The organism is Citrobacter sp. Cpo012 (assembly GCF_030333015.1).
GTDB lineage: Bacteria > Pseudomonadota > Gammaproteobacteria > Enterobacterales > Enterobacteriaceae > Citrobacter > Citrobacter portucalensis.
In genome coordinates, this window is the sequence record NZ_JAOWGR010000043.1 from 624,991 (window position 1) to 642,976 (window position 17,986).

At 53.4% G+C, this 17,986-nt stretch carries 13 protein-coding genes; 4 read left to right on the top strand and 9 right to left on the bottom strand.

All coding sequences use genetic code 11. The features are described from left to right. Positions 1–93 precede the first annotated feature (93 nt). A complete protein-coding gene (locus OGX90_RS22780) occupies positions 94–696 on the top strand; it encodes a peroxiredoxin (RefSeq protein ID WP_003021524.1) in 603 nt (200 codons plus the stop codon). 67 nt (positions 697–763) lie between these two features. On the opposite strand, the gene OGX90_RS22785 is transcribed toward OGX90_RS22780, so the two are convergent. From OGX90_RS22785 to OGX90_RS22795, 3 genes are all read right to left on the bottom strand, one after another. Continuing rightward, positions 764–2,632 (bottom strand): amidohydrolase, encoded by a 1,869-nt coding sequence (locus OGX90_RS22785; protein ID WP_286624737.1) that lies wholly within the window; start codon positions 2,630–2,632, stop codon positions 764–766. 21 nt (positions 2,633–2,653) lie between these two features. After that, positions 2,654–3,199 carry an antibiotic biosynthesis monooxygenase gene (locus OGX90_RS22790; protein ID WP_286574268.1) on the bottom strand — a complete coding sequence of 182 codons (546 nt, stop codon included), beginning with the start codon at positions 3,197–3,199 and terminating at the stop codon, positions 2,654–2,656. A 173-nt stretch (positions 3,200–3,372) separates the two neighbouring features. Then, positions 3,373–4,014 (bottom strand): hydrolase, encoded by a 642-nt coding sequence (locus tag OGX90_RS22795; RefSeq protein ID WP_003021513.1) that lies wholly within the window; start codon positions 4,012–4,014, stop codon positions 3,373–3,375. 273 nt (positions 4,015–4,287) lie between these two features. Between OGX90_RS22795 and OGX90_RS22800 the strand changes: the two genes are divergently transcribed. After that, positions 4,288–5,190: a LysR family transcriptional regulator gene (locus tag OGX90_RS22800; protein ID WP_071445893.1), complete on the top strand. Its 903-nt coding sequence runs from the start codon at positions 4,288–4,290 to the stop codon at positions 5,188–5,190. Here the strand turns inward: OGX90_RS22800 and malZ are convergent. From malZ to phoB, 5 genes are all read right to left on the bottom strand, one after another. Then, positions 5,184–7,001, bottom strand: a complete 1,818-nt coding sequence (gene malZ, locus OGX90_RS22805; protein WP_286624739.1) for a maltodextrin glucosidase — start codon at positions 6,999–7,001, stop codon at positions 5,184–5,186. The two genes, OGX90_RS22800 and malZ, sit on opposite strands and share 7 nt — an antisense overlap. Before the next feature lie 138 nt (positions 7,002–7,139). Continuing rightward, positions 7,140–8,513, bottom strand: a complete 1,374-nt coding sequence (gene proY / locus OGX90_RS22810) for a proline-specific permease ProY (protein ID WP_008783922.1) — start codon at positions 8,511–8,513, stop codon at positions 7,140–7,142. 81 nt (positions 8,514–8,594) lie between these two features. Further along, on the bottom strand, positions 8,595–9,914 hold the full coding sequence (gene brnQ, locus OGX90_RS22815) for a branched-chain amino acid transporter carrier protein BrnQ (RefSeq protein WP_003021501.1): 1,320 nt from the start codon (positions 9,912–9,914) through the stop codon (positions 8,595–8,597). Positions 9,915–10,319: 405 nt separating this feature from the next. Further along, positions 10,320–11,615: a phosphate regulon sensor histidine kinase PhoR gene (gene phoR / locus OGX90_RS22820; protein WP_286574266.1), complete on the bottom strand. Its 1,296-nt coding sequence runs from the start codon at positions 11,613–11,615 to the stop codon at positions 10,320–10,322. A 50-nt stretch (positions 11,616–11,665) separates the two neighbouring features. Next, entirely contained in the window at positions 11,666–12,355 is a 690-nt protein-coding gene (phoB, locus tag OGX90_RS22825) for a phosphate response regulator transcription factor PhoB (protein WP_103284804.1), read from the bottom strand. A 190-nt stretch (positions 12,356–12,545) separates the two neighbouring features. Between phoB and sbcD the strand changes: the two genes are divergently transcribed. Further along, complete coding sequence (gene sbcD / locus OGX90_RS22830; RefSeq protein ID WP_079934857.1) at positions 12,546–13,748, top strand: exonuclease subunit SbcD; 1,203 nt, start codon at positions 12,546–12,548, stop codon at positions 13,746–13,748. Further along, positions 13,745–16,888 carry an exonuclease subunit SbcC gene (gene sbcC, locus OGX90_RS22835; RefSeq protein ID WP_286624741.1) on the top strand — a complete coding sequence of 1,048 codons (3,144 nt, stop codon included), beginning with the start codon at positions 13,745–13,747 and terminating at the stop codon, positions 16,886–16,888. Before sbcD ends, sbcC begins: the two co-directional genes overlap by 4 nt. Before the next feature lie 85 nt (positions 16,889–16,973). Here the strand turns inward: sbcC and OGX90_RS22840 are convergent, their stop codons facing one another. Further along, positions 16,974–17,972 (bottom strand): fimbrial protein, encoded by a 999-nt coding sequence (locus OGX90_RS22840; protein ID WP_174770632.1) that lies wholly within the window; start codon positions 17,970–17,972, stop codon positions 16,974–16,976. Positions 17,973–17,986 lie beyond the last annotated feature (14 nt).

Consider the following 17,986-nt stretch of genomic DNA (forward strand, 5'->3'; position numbering starts at 1 on the left):
TGATTGCCAGCGCCTCTTTGTCTTATTCCCGAACACTCTCTATACTGGCCCGCGTTGCGTTCCAAAAACCCCTTAACTTTGCAGGAGAATTATATGGTACTGGTAACTCGTCAGGCTCCGGATTTCACAGCAGCTGCGGTACTGGGTAGCGGTGAGATCGTTGAAAACTTCAACTTCAAACAGCATACCAACGGTAAAACCACCGTTCTGTTCTTCTGGCCGATGGACTTCACCTTCGTTTGCCCGTCTGAACTGATCGCATTCGACAAACGTTACGAAGAATTCCAGAAGCGCGGCGTTGAAGTTGTTGGCGTTTCCTTCGACTCTGAATTTGTCCACAACGCATGGCGTAACACCCCTGTCGACAAAGGCGGCATCGGTGCAGTGAAATACGCAATGGTTGCTGACATCAAACGCGAAATCCAGAAAGCCTACGGCATCGAGCACCCGGAAGCGGGCGTTGCGCTGCGCGGTTCTTTCCTGATCGACGCTAACGGCGTTGTTCGCCACCAGGTGGTTAACGATCTGCCGCTGGGTCGTAACATCGACGAAATGCTGCGCATGGTTGACGCGCTGCAGTTCCACGAAGAGCACGGCGACGTTTGCCCGGCACAGTGGGAAAAAGGTAAAGAAGGTATGAACGCGTCTCCGGACGGCGTGGCAAAATACCTGACCGAGAACGTTTCCAGCCTGTAATTGGCATGAATCGACAAAAGGCCCGCAAATGCGGGCCTTTTTTATTGTTAGCAGATCCGATAAGCGATTAAAACGCGAAGCAGGAGCAGCCAAGCGCGCCCCAGAAAGCCCGGTCATCTGACACCGGAATCCCCGATTTCCGCGCAATATCATGCTGGTGACCGTGTACGCCGCAGCTGCCGCAGCACTGGTGCATCTGCACCATTGCGCCAATTTTCGCCGCAGCAGGTGGTGCTGAGCGATAATGCCCTGGCACCTTCACCACTGGCGACCAGTCCGGCACAATCGGAATAGCAGGTGGTGCCAGCGGGGTGAAATGCCCTGCGGCGTAAACCACTTTGCCATCAACAACGGTCATCACCGACTCAATACCTTTGATCTCTTCTTCCGGCACGCTGAAGTAATCTTTAGACAGCACCACCAGGTCGGCCAGTTGATCTTTCTCGATGCGCCCTTTCTTATCCTGCTCACTGGAAAACCAGGCGCTCCCGGCCGTCCACAGTTCCAGGGCAACATCACGCGGCAGACGGTTGTTATCATCGTACATTGCCATCCCGCCAACGGTACGGCCCGAAACCAGCCAGTAGAGCGCGGTCCACGGGTTGTAGCTGGCCACGCGGGTGGCGTCAGTCCCCAGCCCAACCGGAACGTCAGCCGCCAGCATTTTCGCCACCGGCGGCGTATGTTTAACCGCGTCTTTGCCGTAGCGATCGACAAAATACTCTCCCTGGAACGCCATACGGTGCTGGACCGCAATCCCGCCGCCCAGTGCTTTTACACGCTCAATGTTCCGTTCAGTAATTGTTTCGGCGTGATCGAAGAACCAGTGCAGGCCATTGAACGGGATATCACGATTAACTTTCTCAAATACGTCCAACATTCGGCTGATAGATTCATCGTAGGTGGCGTGCAGGCGGAACGGCCAGCGATGCTCCACCAGGTGACGAACCACGCGCTCTAGCTCATCTTCCATCCCCTCCGGCAGATCCGGACGTGGCTGAAGGAAGTCTTCAAAATCCGCTGCAGAAAAGACCAGCATTTCCCCCGCCCCGTTGGCACGATAGAAGTCGGTTCCCTGCCCTGGCTTGAGCATATCGGTCCAGCGTTCAAAGTCTTCCAGTTCCTGCTTCGGACGCTGGGTAAACAGATTGTAGGCAATACGTACCGTCATCTGTTTGTTAGCGTGTAACTGCTCAATGATCTCGTAATCTTCCGGGTAGTTCTGGAAGCCGCCGCCCGCATCGATGGCGCTTGTCAGTCCCAGACGGTTCAGTTCACGCATAAACTGACGGGTCGAGTTAACCTGCATTTCCAGCGGCAGTTTTGGTCCTTTTGCCAGCGTAGAATAAAGGATCATGGCGTTCGGTTTAGCGATCAGCATTCCGGTCGGGTTGCCGTTGCTATCACGCACAATCTCACCGCCCGCCGGATCCGGCGTCGCTTTGGTATAGCCAACCGCTTTCAGCGCGGCGCGGTTGAGCAAAGCCCGGTCGTAGAGATGCAGAACAAAAACCGGAGTATCCGGAGCGGCTTCATTCAGTTCTTCGAGGGTTGGCATGCGACGTTCGGCAAACTGGAATTCACTCCAGCCGCCCACCACGCGTACCCATTGTGGCGACGGCGTTCTGTCAGCCTGGTCTTTGAGCATGCGTAGCGCGTCCGCCAGTGACGGCACGCCCTCCCAACGCAATTCCAGGTTGTAATTCAGTCCACCACGAATAAGGTGCAGGTGCGAATCGTTCAGGCCCGGGATCACCGTATGTCCTTGCAGATCGACAACCTGCGTCCCTTCGGCGGCAAAGCTCATTACCCGTTCGTGGCTACCGGTCGCCAGGATCTTTCCGTTGGCGATCGCCACCGCCTCGACCTGCTGACTTTGCCTGTCGAGAGTATGAATTTTTCCGTGAGTCAGAATCAGTGTGGCAGTTTGAGACATAACAATCTCCTGAGGTACCGGTCAGGCTTTTTTCAGCCATCCGGCAAACAGACGGGTTACGATGGGCATCCAGAACCAGACCACCAGCGCAACCACAAAGGCATCATTGATGAGATGCAGGAGTAACGAGCCCTTCATTGCAGGCAGCACAATGCCGGTCAACCACGGCACCAGATTGGTGCTGGGAAATATCACTAGCAGGGTTATCAGAAACTGTTTCCAGCGTTTGGGCTGGAGTACATGGGGCGCGGGCGGCGTAAACCAGAACGCTGCTTCGGTGCGAATTTCGGTTTTGTCACCTTCAGCCAGCAGTGGAGCAATCTCTTCGACCAACACGCGGCGCGTATCGGACTGGGTCCAGCTATACAGATGCTCAAGCGTGTCGAAGCGGATAATGATGTTCCACAGGTTGTTGCCATCTGCCGGGCGAATCACGTTCGCCCCGAGATGACCGGGAAATTCAGCCGCTACAGGCATGATTTTCCCCAGCCACTGCTCATACCGCTGCGCCTGCTCAGGTAGCAGAGTGTGAGTAATTACCAACGTCACATGTTTGTTCTGCGCCATGAAGGGTTCCTTGTTGACAGGAAACAGGCCGCTTAGGCCAGGAAAGCAATACACAAAATCATTCATGGTGCATCGAGGCGGCAAGGTTGTGGATCCCCGGGAGCTTACATAAGTAAGTGACCGGGGTACGCAAGCGAAGCCAACAAAGATGCAACATGAAGGATGACATGTATTTAAGCTTTACGTTCCGGCGCGCCATGCACCATGGTATAGGCATAATCCACGCCCATACCGTAGGCGCCGCTGTGCTCGCGTACCAGATCCATTACGGCGTCGTAGGTTTCTTTGCGGGACCAGTCGCGCTGGTACTCGAGAAGAACCTGTTGCCAGGTTACGGGTACGGCACCTGCCTGTACCATGCGGTCGATAGAACGCTCATGAGCATCTACGGACGTGCCGCCGGAGGTATCCGTTACCACATAAACTTCATAGCCTGCCTCCAGTGCCATCAGCGCCGGAAAAGTCAGACATACTTCGGTCCACAGCGCGGAGATAATCAGTTTTTTACGCCCGGTCGCTTCCACCGCTTTCACAAACGCCGCATCTTCCCAGGAGTTCATTGAGGTGCGTTCAATGGGTTTGACATCAGGATGAACCGCTAACAATTCCGGCCAGATATATCCGCTAAAACTTTTGGTTTCTACAGAAGTATAAATCACCGGAACATTGAATATTTTCCCGGCTTTCGCTAATGCCACGGTATTATTTTTTAAAGTCTGGCGATCAATATTCGCCACACCGAATGACATTTGCGGCTGATGATCAATAAAAATAAGCGTAGAGTTTTGAGGGTCAATCAGTTCCCGAATAGACATAGCACACCTTCTTAATCAATAAGTTAAAAGGCAACGGTCTGTATCTGCCGTCAGCAGCAGGATCCTGAATCAGAAAGCTTGTTGAGTATAGCGGGAAATTTCTAACGAGTTATTAAAGAAAACTTACCATCCTGTGAAACTATTAATTTTGTGTTGCGATATATCCTAAACAACATCAAAAAAATGCGCATGACTCATCTAATTTATTCACTGGCATTGTTTTTCTTCATTCGGTACAACAGAAGGGTTTAATTTTCAGGATATTTTCTGCTTATGCGCATTAATCTGGATGTTTTGCTTATTCTCGACGCACTCGACAAACAGGGTTCATTTGCCGCAGCGGCCGAGTCGCTGTTTAAAACCCCTGCCGCACTCAGCTATATGATTCAGAAGCTGGAAAGCGATTTGAATATCGAGCTGCTTGACCGTTCCGGGCACCGGGCAAAATTTACCGATACCGGACAGATGATGCTGGAAAAAGGGCGTTTGCTGCTGAATGCGGCAAAAGATCTCGAAAAGCAGGCGGTACAGCTGAGTTCAGGCTGGGAAAAAGAGCTGGCAATTGCGCTGGACGACTCCTTCCCTTTCACCGCGCTGTTGCCCATTATCGATGAATTTCATGCGCTGAATAAACAAACTCGCCTCAGTTTTACCCACCATACGCTGGCGGGCTCCTGGGAGGAGCTGACCCATAATGGAGCCGATATTATTCTGGGGGCAATTAATGAACCGCCAACGTCTGCAGCCTGGTCCTATAAAATGCTCGGCACGTTGGACAATGTGTTTGTCGTTGCGCCTGAGCATCCGCTGGCCGCAGCAGCAGACGGCCTGACCAACGAACAGTTATGCCTGCATCGGGCGATTGTTATCAGCGACAGCGCCCGCTTCTGCCATCCGTTACAAACCAATCTGATGGAGGAACAGGCGCAAATCCGCGTCGATGACTTCCACAGTAAGGTGATGCTACTACGAGCCGGTATGGGCTGCGGATTTCTCCCCCGCCATATTGCCAGCCCGTGGCTTACCACGGGCGAGCTGGTGGAAAAAACGGTTATCTCATTTCGCCAAAAAGACGTGGCTTACATGGCATGGCGCAATAACCGCGATGGGCTGGCACAGCGCTGGTGGCGGGAAACGCTGCTGGCAAGCCCGGAGATTGCGCGCTTATATCAATGACCTATCCATACCGAGGCGGAAATCGCCGGCAACGTCAGGATATCGTCGGCAAGCATGCCGTTGCCCTCTTTGTGCTGCCATTGACTCACGCTCAGTAATGGCGAGGCTGGCAGGACCACTTCACAAGCGTGGCCACGGTTAATCGCCACCAGTACGCGCTGTCGGTTTAGCACGCGAACAAACACCACCACGTTATCCTCGGCGTAAATCACCTGGCAACCACCGTGGCGCAGCGCCTGATTCTGGTAGCGTAATTTTGCCAACCGCTGATACAACGCCAGCAGAGTAGCGTCCTGTTTTTCAGGCTGCCACGGGAACGGTTTGCGACAAAACGGATCGTTGTTCCCGTCCAGCCCCACTTCGTCACCGTAGTAAATACAGGGCACGCCAGGCCAGGTAAACAGCCATACCACCGCTAGCGGTAACCGTGCGACGTCTTTACCGAGCAGAGATTTAAAGCGGGCGGTATCGTGGCTGTCGAGCTGATTAAACATCCGCAGCTGTTGCTGATGCGACAACCCCGCGCGGTAGTTATCCATCCATGCCATACAGGTCTGGGCATCAATGGATTGCGGGTCGTATGAGATATCGGTATTGGCGAGAAATCCCCAGAGGGGGAAAGTAAAGCCGCGATAGTTCATGGCGGCATCTTCTGCATCAGCCTGCAACCACTGGCGCGCATCGCCAAAATGCTCACCCACCACATACGCCTCTGGCTGGGTTTCTTTTGCCGCCTGCGTAATTCCGGCCACATGTTGTAGGTTGTTACGTGCGCCTCCGGCCTCTCCCAGCATGTGCACCACATCAAGACGCCAGCCGTCCATACTCCACGGCGCTTTCAGCCAGTGGCGGACGATACTGTCTTCACCACGATAAATTTCATTCACCAGGCTTTCCGAGGAAAAGTCCAGCTTAGGTAAGCTGGAATATCCCAGCCAGTCGAGCGCAACGCCGTCGGCTGAGAAATGATACCAGTCGCGCCAGGGGGATTCTGGATTATGGCACGCCCCGTCTGTCCCCCGATTATGTCGGTCAAACCAGGCGTGCGAATCGCCGCTATGGTTAAAGACGCCGTCGAGAATCAGACGCATGCCCTGCCGTTGGGTGTTGTGCCGCAGACGCAGTAGCGCCCTGTCGCCGCCAAGTTGCGGATCAACATGACGGTAATCTTCGGTATCGTATTTATGCACGCTCGGGGCGGTAAATACAGGATTCAGGTACAGCGCCGTGACCCCTAACGTTTTCAGGTACGGTAGCTTTTCGCTGATGCCGTCCAAATCGCCGCCATAAAACGTGGAGCCACCGGCCTGAGCCGTAAGCGGTTCGTCCCATTCGCGCCGCACGATGTCGTGTCCGGCGGCGTGGTGGTAATAGACGTTATCCTGGCCCGCTTCACGCGACTGGCTGCGGGCAAAACGGTCCGGGAAAATTTGATAGAAAATCTGATCGGCAACCCACTGCGGACCGTTATCCGGCACATCAACCGCAAACTGCTCCAGACGCGCAGGCGGAAAACGGCTGAATCCCTGTGGGGTGAACCACAGCTGACGATCGAGCCAAAGTAATTTAAAGCTATAGCGTCGACGAGGCTGCCCGCTGGAGAGATCGATCGCCGCTCGCCACGCGGTCACACCCGGCTGCGGCTGGCTGCGCTGCTTGTGCATAGCCAGCGAAATCTCTTCGTTATCGTTTTCTGCGCGTAGCGTCACCCGCTGGGGTGGATTTTCCCCCACCAGCCATAATGTAATCGTCAGTTGATCTTTGTTTTGCTTAACAAATGGGGCAACCGGAAGGTGCCAGGCGTTCAACATCACGTATCCCCTTTGATGATAATGACGTCACCTTGCCATAGCGAAGTGCAGGATCACTCATCATCTTAACGTTTATTGGGGGAGGAGTTCGGGGGAGGAGAAACTTGCCGGGTAACGCAAAGCTACCCGGCAAAAATATTACTGTGCTTCAGCCAGTTGGCGCTCGCGACGGCGCTTGAATCCCCATCCGACCAGCAGCAGGACAATCCACGCAAAGCCGACGTACAGCGAAATGCGGGTATCCGGATGATAGCCGATGAGCGCGATGATAAAGACCAGGAAAATCAGGCCAACAACGGTCGTCGTTACCCCACCCGGAACTTTAAATTTCAGCGCTTTGACCTCATCCGGCGGCAGACGACGACGGAAAGCAATCTGCGACAACAGGATCATAATCCACACCCATACCGTGGCGAAGGTCGCCAAAGAGGCGATCACCAGGAAGACGTTTTCCGGCATGATGTAGTTAAGATACACCGCAAACAGCAGCGCGATAGTCATCACCATTACCGTCACCCACGGCACGCCACGACGCGACGTCTTGGCGAACATTTTCGGGGCACTGCCCTGCTCCGCCATGCCGTGTAGCATACGCCCCACACCGAAGACGTCAGAGTTAATAGCCGACAGCGACGCAGTCAGAACCACAAAGTTGAGGATCCCGGCAGCAAAAGTAATGCCCATATGCTGGAACGTCATAACGAACGGGCTACCGTCGGTACCCACCTGGTTCCACGGGTAGATAGACATAATGACGAACAGCGTCCCCACATAAAACACCAGGATACGCATTGGTACGGAGTTGATGGCGCGCGGAATAGATTTTTCCGGGTCTTTGGCTTCGCCTGCGGTAATCCCGATAATCTCAATCCCGCCATAGGCAAACATCACCATTTGCAGCGACATCACCATGCCGAGCCAGCCGTTGCTGAAGAAGCCACCGTTGCTCCATAAGTTATGGATACCGGTTGGTTGCCCGCCGTTGCCAATCCCCCAAATGATGATACCGAAACCGGCGACAATCATGATGATAATGGTGGCGACTTTGAAGAACGAGAACCAGAACTCCAGCTCACCAAACACCTTCACGCTCATCAGGTTGATGGCGCAGATAATCAGCACCACGCTGAGTACCCAAATCCAGTGCGGTACCGCCGGGAACCAGACGCCCATGTATATGCCGAAGGCTGTCACGTCGGCAATGGCGACAATCAGGATTTCAAAACAGTAGGTCCAGCCGGTAATGTAGCCTGCCAGCGGTCCGAGGTTTTCCTGCGCGTAGCGCGAGAAGGAGCTGGCTGCCGGGTTATGAACAGACATTTCGCCCAGCGCACGCATAATAATGTACGCCGCGACACCGCCGATAATATAGGCCAGCAATACGCTTGGCCCCGCCATTTTGATAGCGTCGGCCGAGCCGTAAAACAGCCCGGTACCAATTGCTGAACCTAATGCCATAAAGCGGATGTGCCGGGTGCTCAGCCCACGCTTTAGCTTGTTATTACTTTCCATCGATTCCTAACCTGTTAACACAATAAAAAAACCACGGGGCCATGTTAATAGCCCCGTGGTTAAAACTTATTGTCAGTGATATTAGTGTGCGCTGGAGGTCACTTGTCGACCCGCGGCGCGATCCCAGATAACTGCCAGGACCACCATCACGACTGTTGGCATCAACCACGCCAGCCCCTGCTCCGCCAGCGGTAAACGCTGGGTCCAGGCCGGTAACACGTCGCCAATTGCAGAAGCTTTAATGCCATCAAGGATACCAAAAATCAGGCTGATAAACATCGCAGGAGCAATGACGCGGGAAGAATTATGCCACCATGAGCGGGTAAAGCTTAATACAACCAGTGCGATACATGGCGGATAGATAGCCGTCAGCACCGGAATAGAGATCTGAATCAGATGGCTCAGACCCAGGTTAGAAACCACCATCGAGAAGCCGCCGAGGATAAATACCAGCGTGCGATAAGACAGTGGAACGTACTGGGCAAAGAACTCTGCGCACGCACAGGTCAGGCCAACCGCGGTGACCAGACAGGCGATGAAAATCAGCGCCGCCAGCAGGAAGCTTCCTGCACCGCCAAAGGTGTGCTGAACATACGCATGCAGAATCGCCGCGCCGTTAGCAGACTGATCGACCAGAATCGCGCTGTCTGAACCCAGACGGAACAGCGCGAGATACAGCAGCGTTAAGCCCACACCCGCCATTAAACCCGCCCAAACGGTATAACGGGTCAGCAGACGCGCTTCAGTAACACCACGCGAGCGAGCGGCGTTAACGATAACAATACCAAACACCATCGCGCCCAGCGTATCCATGGTCAGATACCCGTTCACGAAGCCATTAGAAAACGCCGCAGTTTGATAGGCTTCCATCGCATTACTGATCGGGCCTGCTGGCCAGACGATTGCAGCGACAGACAGGACCACCAGCGCCAGAATTTTCAGCGGTGCCAGGAAATTACCCACCGTATCCAGCAGTTTGCCCGGATAAAGCGAAACCAGAATGACAATCGCGAAATAGATAACGCTATAGATAAACAGCGGCAGCGCAGAGTCACCAGTCAGCGGTGCAATCCCGACTTCGAAAGAGACCGTCGCGGTACGCGGGGTAGCGAATAACGGCCCAACGGCCAGATAGCAAACGGTCGCCAGCAGCAGACCGGCAACTTTACCGATAGGCGTGCTCAGTCGGTCCACACCACCGCCGACTTTCGCCAGCGCGACAACGGTAAGAACCGGCAGGCCAACGGCCGTAATCAAAAAGCCAAAAGCCGCAGTCCAGACGTGTTCACCTGCCTGCAAACCAACCATTGGGGGGAAGATGATGTTACCTGCACCAACGAACAGTGCAAATGTCATAAATCCCAAAGCGATAATATCGCGCGATTTTAACTGATGGGTCATAAAGTCTTACTGCCTGTGGATGTGGTGTTGAAAATAGTAAATTTTTGCCTTTCCCTGGGGGACAATACAGCGGCATTTTTGCTCAATTCCAGCGGGAAACACTCCCGACCTGGCGCGGCGAAGAATAGTTTTTCGATTTACCGCGTAAATGCAGTCGGTATGACAGCACCTGGAGCGCAATTTAAACGCTTATAACGTTTTAAAGCAAGGTGGGATCCAAAAACCAGAACAATATAGCGATATGAAAAATAGGGTTAGCACAAAACACCATTTCATGGAAAAAGGTATGGGTAATAATTCGAACAAAAAACAATCAAACGTCGTAAAATTCAGGAGGCATCTATTGACCACATAAAAAAAACCAGCTTGCGCTGGCTTTTGGAAAGATTATCTTACGAATACGTCTTAGCCGTTACTTTTGGCAATGAAACGTTCCGGGATCATGAAACTAAATCGCGTCTCTTTGCCTGGTTCGCTTTCGATGTTCAAACGGCTGTCGTGGTGATGCAGCGCATGTTTCACGATAGCCAGCCCCAGCCCGCTACCACCCGTTTGTCGCGATCTCGCCTTATCCACACGATAAAAACGTTCAGTCAAACGTGGAATATGCTCGGGGGCAATGCCCGGACCGTTGTCTTCCACGCAAAACTCCGCCCCCGACGCCACATGCTGCCAGCGTACGGTAATGTGCGTTCCCGCTGGTGTGTGGTTAACCGCGTTGTACACGAGATTCGAGATAGCGCTACGCAACTGCTCCTCGTTGCCTCGCACGTTCAGGCTGTTATCGACATCAAAGGTAAAGGTATGTTTATGCTGGCTCAGGGTTTGCGCTTCGTGCTCGATCACGCGCAGCATCATGGGCACATCGACTTTCTCATTCAGCTGCAACGTCGGCGCAGCTTCAATTTTTGACAGCGTCAGCAACTGCTTCACCAGGCCTTCCATACGGTACGTTTGCTCACGCATGGTATGCAGTGCTTTTTCGCGCGTTGTCCCTTCCAGCGGGTGCTCCTGCATCATTTCCAGGTAGCCTTGCAGCACCGTCAGCGGTGTGCGCAACTCATGGCTGGCGTTGGCGAAAAAGTTACGCCGTGAACCTTCCAGTTGGTGCATCTGGGTAACGTCGCGCGCCACCATCAACAATTGCTTATCGGTATAGGGCATCACGCGAATTTCCAGATGCCGTCCGGTATTGAGCACCAGATTGATTGGCCGGCTAAAATCGCGCGTTTTCAGATATTGTGTGAATTCCGGGTAGCGCAGCAGGTTAAGAATATTTTGCCCGCTATCGTCCGGCCAACGCAGTCCCAGAACCTGCTGAGCCAGTCCGTTACACCAGAAGATACCGCCTTCTTCGGTGGTCAACACCACCGCGTCGGGTAGGGATTCCGCCCCGCTGCGAAAACGTTTAATCAGGTTACCCAGTTCTCGACGGCGCTTTTTGTTGCGAAGCTGCATTTGATGCAGCCCATATAACAACGGCTCCCAACTGCCTCGCCCCGGCGGCGGCGTCATACTTCTGTCGACCCATAACCACCAGGATAAACGTAATAAATTCCAGAAATGCCAGATAAGCAGGCCCGTTACCGACGCCAGTAAAAACCAGGGCAGGTAACCGAAAAAAGCGCTAAGGATAAATGCCGGTATGCAGCACAGGATCAGCTCCAGTACCAACCTTTTCCATGACAATCGTTCTAGCAAACGTCTTACTCCATAAACGGCCTAATCCATCAGGCCCTGATTCTTGTCAGTCAAAAGCGGGTCGAAAAACGATATCCCGTCCCGCGAACTGTTTGCACCATACGATCGTGTCCGCTGTGCTCCAGCGCTTTACGCAAGCGGCGGATATGCACATCCACTGTCCGGTCTTCTACGTAGACATTGGTTCCCCAGACATGATTGAGGAGTTGTTCACGACTGTATACGCGTTCGGGGTGAGTCATAAAGAAGTGCAACAGTTTGAATTCGGTCGGCCCCATATCCAGCGGTTCTTCGCCGGTCATTACGCGATGCGAAGTGGGATCAAGACTCAGCCCCTGCATCTCAATAACCTCTTCCACCGCCATGGGGGAAATTCGACGCAGCACAGCTTTAATACGCGCCACCAGCTCCTTGGGAGAAAACGGCTTGGTAATATAGTCATCCGCACCGGTTTCCAGACCCCGGACGCGATCTTCCTCTTCTCCCCTCGCCGTCAGCATCATCACGGGGATCTCCCTCGTCATGGCTTCGCGCTTGAGATGCTTAATAAACTGTAGACCCGAGCCGCCGGGAAGCATCCAGTCAAGCAGGACGAGATCCGGCCAGGGTTCATTGAGTTGGTTCACAGCACTGTCATAGTCTTCGGCTTCTACGGGTTGAAAACCGTTTTGCTCGAGCACGAAGCAGACCATTTCACGAATTGGAGCTTCATCTTCTACGACCAGAATACGTCTCGCCATGATTTGCCCTGTTTATAATTAAATCGTTTGCCATCAATACGGTGCCATTATGCGTCAGTTTTATGACAGATTTATGAAAAGATAGTCCAGGTTTAACGCAGCCAGACGAATTATGACAGCCCGGAGACAAGATATTACCGTCTCTGAAAGGTTATAATCCCCGCCACTGTTTTATCGTCATGGAACTCTTATGCGCATCCTTCACACGTCTGACTGGCATCTGGGCCAAAATTTCTACAGCAAGAGCCGCGCCGCTGAACATCAGGCCTTTCTCGACTGGCTGCTGGAAACGGCACAATCCCAGCAGGTGGATGCCATTATTGTGGCGGGCGATATTTTCGATACCGGCTCACCGCCAAGCTACGCCCGTGAGCTGTATAACCGTTTTGTCGTCAATCTGCAGCAAACTGGCTGTCATCTGGTCGTGCTGGCAGGCAACCACGACTCCGTCGCCACGCTCAATGAGTCCCGCGATATTCTGGCGTTTCTCAACACCACGGTCGTTGCCAGCGCCGGCCATGCGCCGCAGGTGTTGCCGCAACGTGATGGCACGCCGGGAGCGATCCTGTGTCCGGTTCCTTTCTTACGACCACGTGACATCATTACCAGCCAGGCCGGGCTAACCGGACAAGAAAAACAGCAGCATCTGCTGGGGGCGATCACCGACTATTACCAGCAGCAGTATCAGGACGCCTGCACGCTGCGTGGCGATCGAAACCTGCCCATCATTGCGACCGGCCATTTGACCACCGTTGGCGCCAGTAAAAGTGACGCCGTACGTGACATTTATATCGGTACGTTGGACGCCTTTCCGGCGCAAAACTTTCCACCCGCGGACTACATCGCACTGGGGCATATTCACCGGGCGCAGGTTATCGGCGGGACGGACCATATTCGCTACTGCGGTTCACCGATTGCCCTTAGTTTTGACGAGTGCGGCAAAAACAAATGTGTACATCTGGTGAGCTTTGAAGCGGGGAAACTCAGCGCCGTTGAAAATCTCACCGTACCGGTCACCCAGCCGCTTGCGGTACTGAAAGGCGATTTAGCCGCCATTACCACCCAGCTTGAACAGTGGCGTAACGTGCCACAAGAGCCGCCGATATGGCTGGATATTGAAATCACCACCGACGACTATCTGCATGACATGCAACGTAAGATCCAGGCCTTAACCGAAGATTTACCGGTCGAGGTGTTATTGGTGCGCCGCAGTCGGGAACAACGTGAACGTATTATGGCCAATGAACGACGCGAAACGTTAAGCGAGCTAAGCGTAACGGAAGTTTTTGACCGCCGCCTGGCGCTGGAAGAGCTCGAGGAGCCTCAGCGTGAGCGGTTGAATCAGCTGTTTAGCGCAACCTTACACACGCTTGCCGGGGAGAGTGAAGCATGAAAATTCTCAGCCTGCGCCTGAAGAACCTCAACTCCCTGAAGGGAGAATGGAAAGTCGATTTCACGGCAGAACCTTTTGCCAGTAACGGGTTATTCGCCATCACCGGGCCAACGGGCGCGGGGAAAACCACCCTGCTGGACGCGATTTGCCTCGCCCTGTACCACGAAACGCCGCGCCTGAATACAGTGTCACAGTCGCAAAACGACCTGATGACCCGCGACACCGCGGAGTGTCTGGCCGAAGTTGAGTTTGAGGTGCGCGGCGAAGCCTACCGCGCATTCTGGAGCCAGAACCGGGCGCGCAATCAGCCCGAGGGCAACCTGCAGGTCCCGCGCGTAGAGCTAGCCCGCTGCGCTGACGGTAAAATCCTCGCCGATAAAGTCAAAGACAAGCTGGAGATGACAGCCGAGCTTACCGGGCTGGATTACGGGCGTTTTACCCGTTCGATGCTACTGTCTCAGGGCCAGTTTGCCGCCTTTCTTAATGCCAAACCGAAAGAGCGCGCCGAGCTTCTGGAAGAGTTAACTGGTACTGAGATCTACGGCCAAATCTCCGCCATGGTGTTTGAAAAGCACAAGTCAGCGCGTACGGAGCTGGAAAAACTGCAGGCCCAGGCCAGCGGCGTGGCGCTGTTAGCACCAGAGCAGGTGCAGTCCCTGACGGAAAGTTTGCAGGTACTTACTGACGAAGAAAAACAATACCTTACCAGCCAACAAACTCAGCAACAGCACCTCAACTGGCTTATTCGGCAAAATGAGCTTCAGACGGACATAAACCGCCATCAGCAGGCATTACAGGCAGCACTTCAGGCGCAAGAAGACGCGCAGCCGCAGCTGGCAGCGCTGAGCCTGGCGCAGCCGGCCAGAGCATTGCGCCCTCACTGGGAGCGAATCCAGGAACAAACGGCTACTATCGAGCGTACGCGCCAGAAGATTCAGGAAGTGAATACTCGCTTACAAAGCAGCTTAGCGCTGCGCGGGTGTATCCGTCAGCAAGCGCACACGCAATCGACCGCGATACTCGCCGAACAACAGACGTTAACCGACTGGCTGAACGAACATGACCGCTTCCGCTTATGGAGTAGCGAACTGGCAGGATGGAAAGCGCTGCTGGCGCAACAGTCCGACGCCAGCGCCCAGCTACGCCAGTGGCAACAGCTGCGGGAGAACGACACACGTAAGCTCGATGCACTGGCGCTTCCCACGTTGACCCTTTCGCCGCAGGAAGTGACAGAAGCGCTGGCTCAACATGTGCAGCTTCGTCCACTACGCCAGCGCCTCAGTAATCTGCACGGGCAAATCGTCCCGAAGCAAAAGCAGCTGGCACAGCTACGCGCTTCACTGCTGCAGCGCCAGCAAGAGCTGACCCAGCGCAACGCGGTACTTGCCGAGAAACGTCAGCGCTATAAAGATAAAAATCAGCAACTTGCCGATGTGAGACTCATTTGCGAGCAGGAAGCCCGCATCAAAGATCTGGAAAGCCATCGGGCATTACTGGAATCCGGCAAACCTTGTCCGCTTTGTGGCTCTACTACACATCCGGCTATCGAGCGTTACCAGACGCTTGAGCTGAGCGTAAATCAGGCACGACGTGAAGTGCTGGAAAAAGAGGTCAAAACGCTGGCCGATGAGGGTTCAACCCTGCGCGGGCAGCTTGAGGCGATAACGCAGCAACTTCAGCGCGATGAACATGAAGCACAGAGGCTTTCTCAGGAGGAGCAAGCACTTACTCAAGAGTGGTTGACCGTTACCGCCAGCCTCAACGTATCGCTACAACCGCAGGATGACATTGCCCCGTGGCTGGCCGCTCAGGAAGAGTACGAACAACAGCTTCACCAGTTAAGCTTGCGTCATACCCTGCAGGCGCAAATCGCCGCGCATACCGAACAGATTACTCAACTCCAACAGCATATTGACCAGCGCCAGGCAACGTTAACCTCAGAGCTGGACCGTCATGGTCTGGCCCTTCCGCCCGAGGATGAAGTCTCCTCATGGCTAAGAGAACGGGCGAACGAAGCGCAAATGTGGCAACAGCGCCAGAATGAACTGACTGAGCTACAGGCCCGGATTGCCCAGCTTGCGCCGCTGCTGGAAACGCTGCCAGAATCTGAGGCGCTTTCTGAAATCATTGAGGATCTGTCGCTGGAAAACTGGCGGCAGGTGCACGACGATTGCCTCTCTTTACAGGGACAGTGGCAAACCTTGCAGCAGCAGGAAGCACAGGACGTTCAGCGCGCCGCAGACATTCAGGCGCAGTTTGATGCCGCATTGCAGGCCAGCATCTTTGACAACCGTGACGCCTTTATTGCCGCCCTGCTGGATGAAGAGACCTTCAACCGTCTTGAGCTGTTGAAACAATCGCTGGAAAACCAGCAACAACAGGCACAAACGCTGCTTAATCAGGCCCAGCAGGCGCTGGTGACTCATCAACAGCAGCAACCAGCCGGGGTGGATCTCACTCTCACGGCACAACATCTTCGCGACACGCTGGCGCAGCTCACCCAACTGCTGCGGGATAACACCACTCGTCAGGGAGAAATTCGCCAGCAGCTCAGGCAGGATACTGAAAACCGCCAGCAGCAGCAGGCGCTGATGCAGGAGATTGAAAAAGTCGCGCAGCAGGTCGAAGACTGGGGCTATCTGAATGCGCTGATCGGCTCGAAAGAGGGAGATAAGTTCCGCAAATTTGCCCAGGGACTGACGCTGGATAACCTGGTCTGGCTTGCCAACAACCAGTTAACCCGTCTGCACGGTCGCTATTTGTTGCAGCGCAAGGCTAGCGAAGCGCTGGAGCTGGAAGTGGTCGATACCTGGCAAGCCGATGCGGTGCGTGACACGCGTACGCTCTCCGGAGGTGAGAGCTTCCTGGTGAGTCTGGCGCTGGCGCTGGCATTGTCCGATCTGGTCAGCCACAAAACGCGAATTGACTCCCTGTTCCTCGACGAAGGCTTCGGCACGCTGGACAGCGAAACGCTGGATACCGCTCTGGACGCACTGGATGCACTCAACGCTACCGGTAAAACCATTGGCGTGATCAGCCACGTCGAAGCAATGAAAGAACGCATTCCGGTGCAAATCAAAGTGAAAAAAATCAACGGGCTGGGTTACAGCAAACTCGACAACACTTTCAGAGTGGAATGACGCTGATTTTTCGACGTATTGATATTGCCGACAAGATCGGCAATATCATTCCCTGCATATTATTCTTACGCTTAAAAAATAACCGCTAGCGGTAAATCATATCAAAGGTCGCCGTGGCGTTGATTTCGCCGGCCCGCAAGTTCTCATTTAAACGTATGACGTGAGCTTTAAACGGCAGAGCGACGCTCCCTTCTGCACCATTTTTTATCGTGGACAGGAGCTCGCCAAAATTCACTAACCGATCGTTATATAAAATTTGCACACCGACACCTTGCGCAGACGTCGGAGAATCAAGATCATTTAATGTCAGAATAGTGCTATCGCCTGCTGCCGTTGTACCAGAAAATAATACATTGACATTGGTATCCTGATCGCACGTCAAATCAATTTTAAAATCAACCGCATCACCAGTATCACCCGGGTTATTCAGACTGACAGTTTTAAAGTAACGACCCAAATTAACAGAAATATTCTTACTATTAAGCACACAACTGGCACTGTTAACTACCACATCTGCATCGGTAAAGTTAATATGAAGTTGAGCGGCGGATTCATATATTCGGGAAGCACTAAATCGTGATAATTGCAAGGGAGTATCTGTAATAGGTTGCCCGGTTGAGATTAATCGCACCTCAAACATTGCCGATACATTTGTGTATTCACAGCCATTGCATGTTTTTGAACCTTCAGCCTTCGCCGGAGAATAAAAAATACGGGCATCACTTGGTGAGTAGCTTTTGCCACTATCAACAGACAACCACCAAATTTTAATCCCAATACCTGGGTTATTCGTCTGATAAACATATTCTTCAACACCATTTACCAGCGTCAATGATGAGTCATCATATCCACGATAGATTGGGTGCACCCCATTACAAAATATATCCGATTGATTTGGAGCACTAAGATAACCGCTATCCCATAGGACAGTTCCTGCAGGGACATCGCGCTGAGCGTTAATAGTCGGAACGGTGACCGTATAGGTTGCAGCTGTCGTATCATTTTTATAATAACATGAAGCATAACTTACCACTGACCAGTTTAGTACAAAAAATACAATCACATACCTAATGAAGGATATCATTATCACTTTCACCT

Bases quoted from the DNA above. Each gene is read 5' to 3' on its own strand.
- OGX90_RS22780 (WP_003021524.1), top strand. From the start codon at position 94: ATGGTACTGGTAACTCGTCAGGCTCCGGATTTCACAGCAGCTGCGGTA.
- OGX90_RS22785 (WP_286624737.1), bottom strand. From the start codon at position 2,632: ATGTCTCAAACTGCCACACTGATTCTGACTCACGGAAAAATTCATACT.
- OGX90_RS22790 (WP_286574268.1), bottom strand. From the start codon at position 3,199: ATGGCGCAGAACAAACATGTGACGTTGGTAATTACTCACACTCTGCTA.
- OGX90_RS22795 (WP_003021513.1), bottom strand. From the start codon at position 4,014: ATGTCTATTCGGGAACTGATTGACCCTCAAAACTCTACGCTTATTTTT.
- OGX90_RS22800 (WP_071445893.1), top strand. From the start codon at position 4,288: ATGCGCATTAATCTGGATGTTTTGCTTATTCTCGACGCACTCGACAAA.
- malZ (WP_286624739.1), bottom strand. From the start codon at position 7,001: ATGTTGAACGCCTGGCACCTTCCGGTTGCCCCATTTGTTAAGCAAAAC.
- proY (WP_008783922.1), bottom strand. From the start codon at position 8,513: ATGGAAAGTAATAACAAGCTAAAGCGTGGGCTGAGCACCCGGCACATC.
- brnQ (WP_003021501.1), bottom strand. From the start codon at position 9,914: ATGACCCATCAGTTAAAATCGCGCGATATTATCGCTTTGGGATTTATG.
- phoB (WP_103284804.1), bottom strand. From the start codon at position 12,355: ATGGCGAGACGTATTCTGGTCGTAGAAGATGAAGCTCCAATTCGTGAA.
- sbcD (WP_079934857.1), top strand. From the start codon at position 12,546: ATGCGCATCCTTCACACGTCTGACTGGCATCTGGGCCAAAATTTCTAC.
- sbcC (WP_286624741.1), top strand. From the start codon at position 13,745: ATGAAAATTCTCAGCCTGCGCCTGAAGAACCTCAACTCCCTGAAGGGA.
- OGX90_RS22840 (WP_174770632.1), bottom strand. From the start codon at position 17,972: ATGATATCCTTCATTAGGTATGTGATTGTATTTTTTGTACTAAACTGG.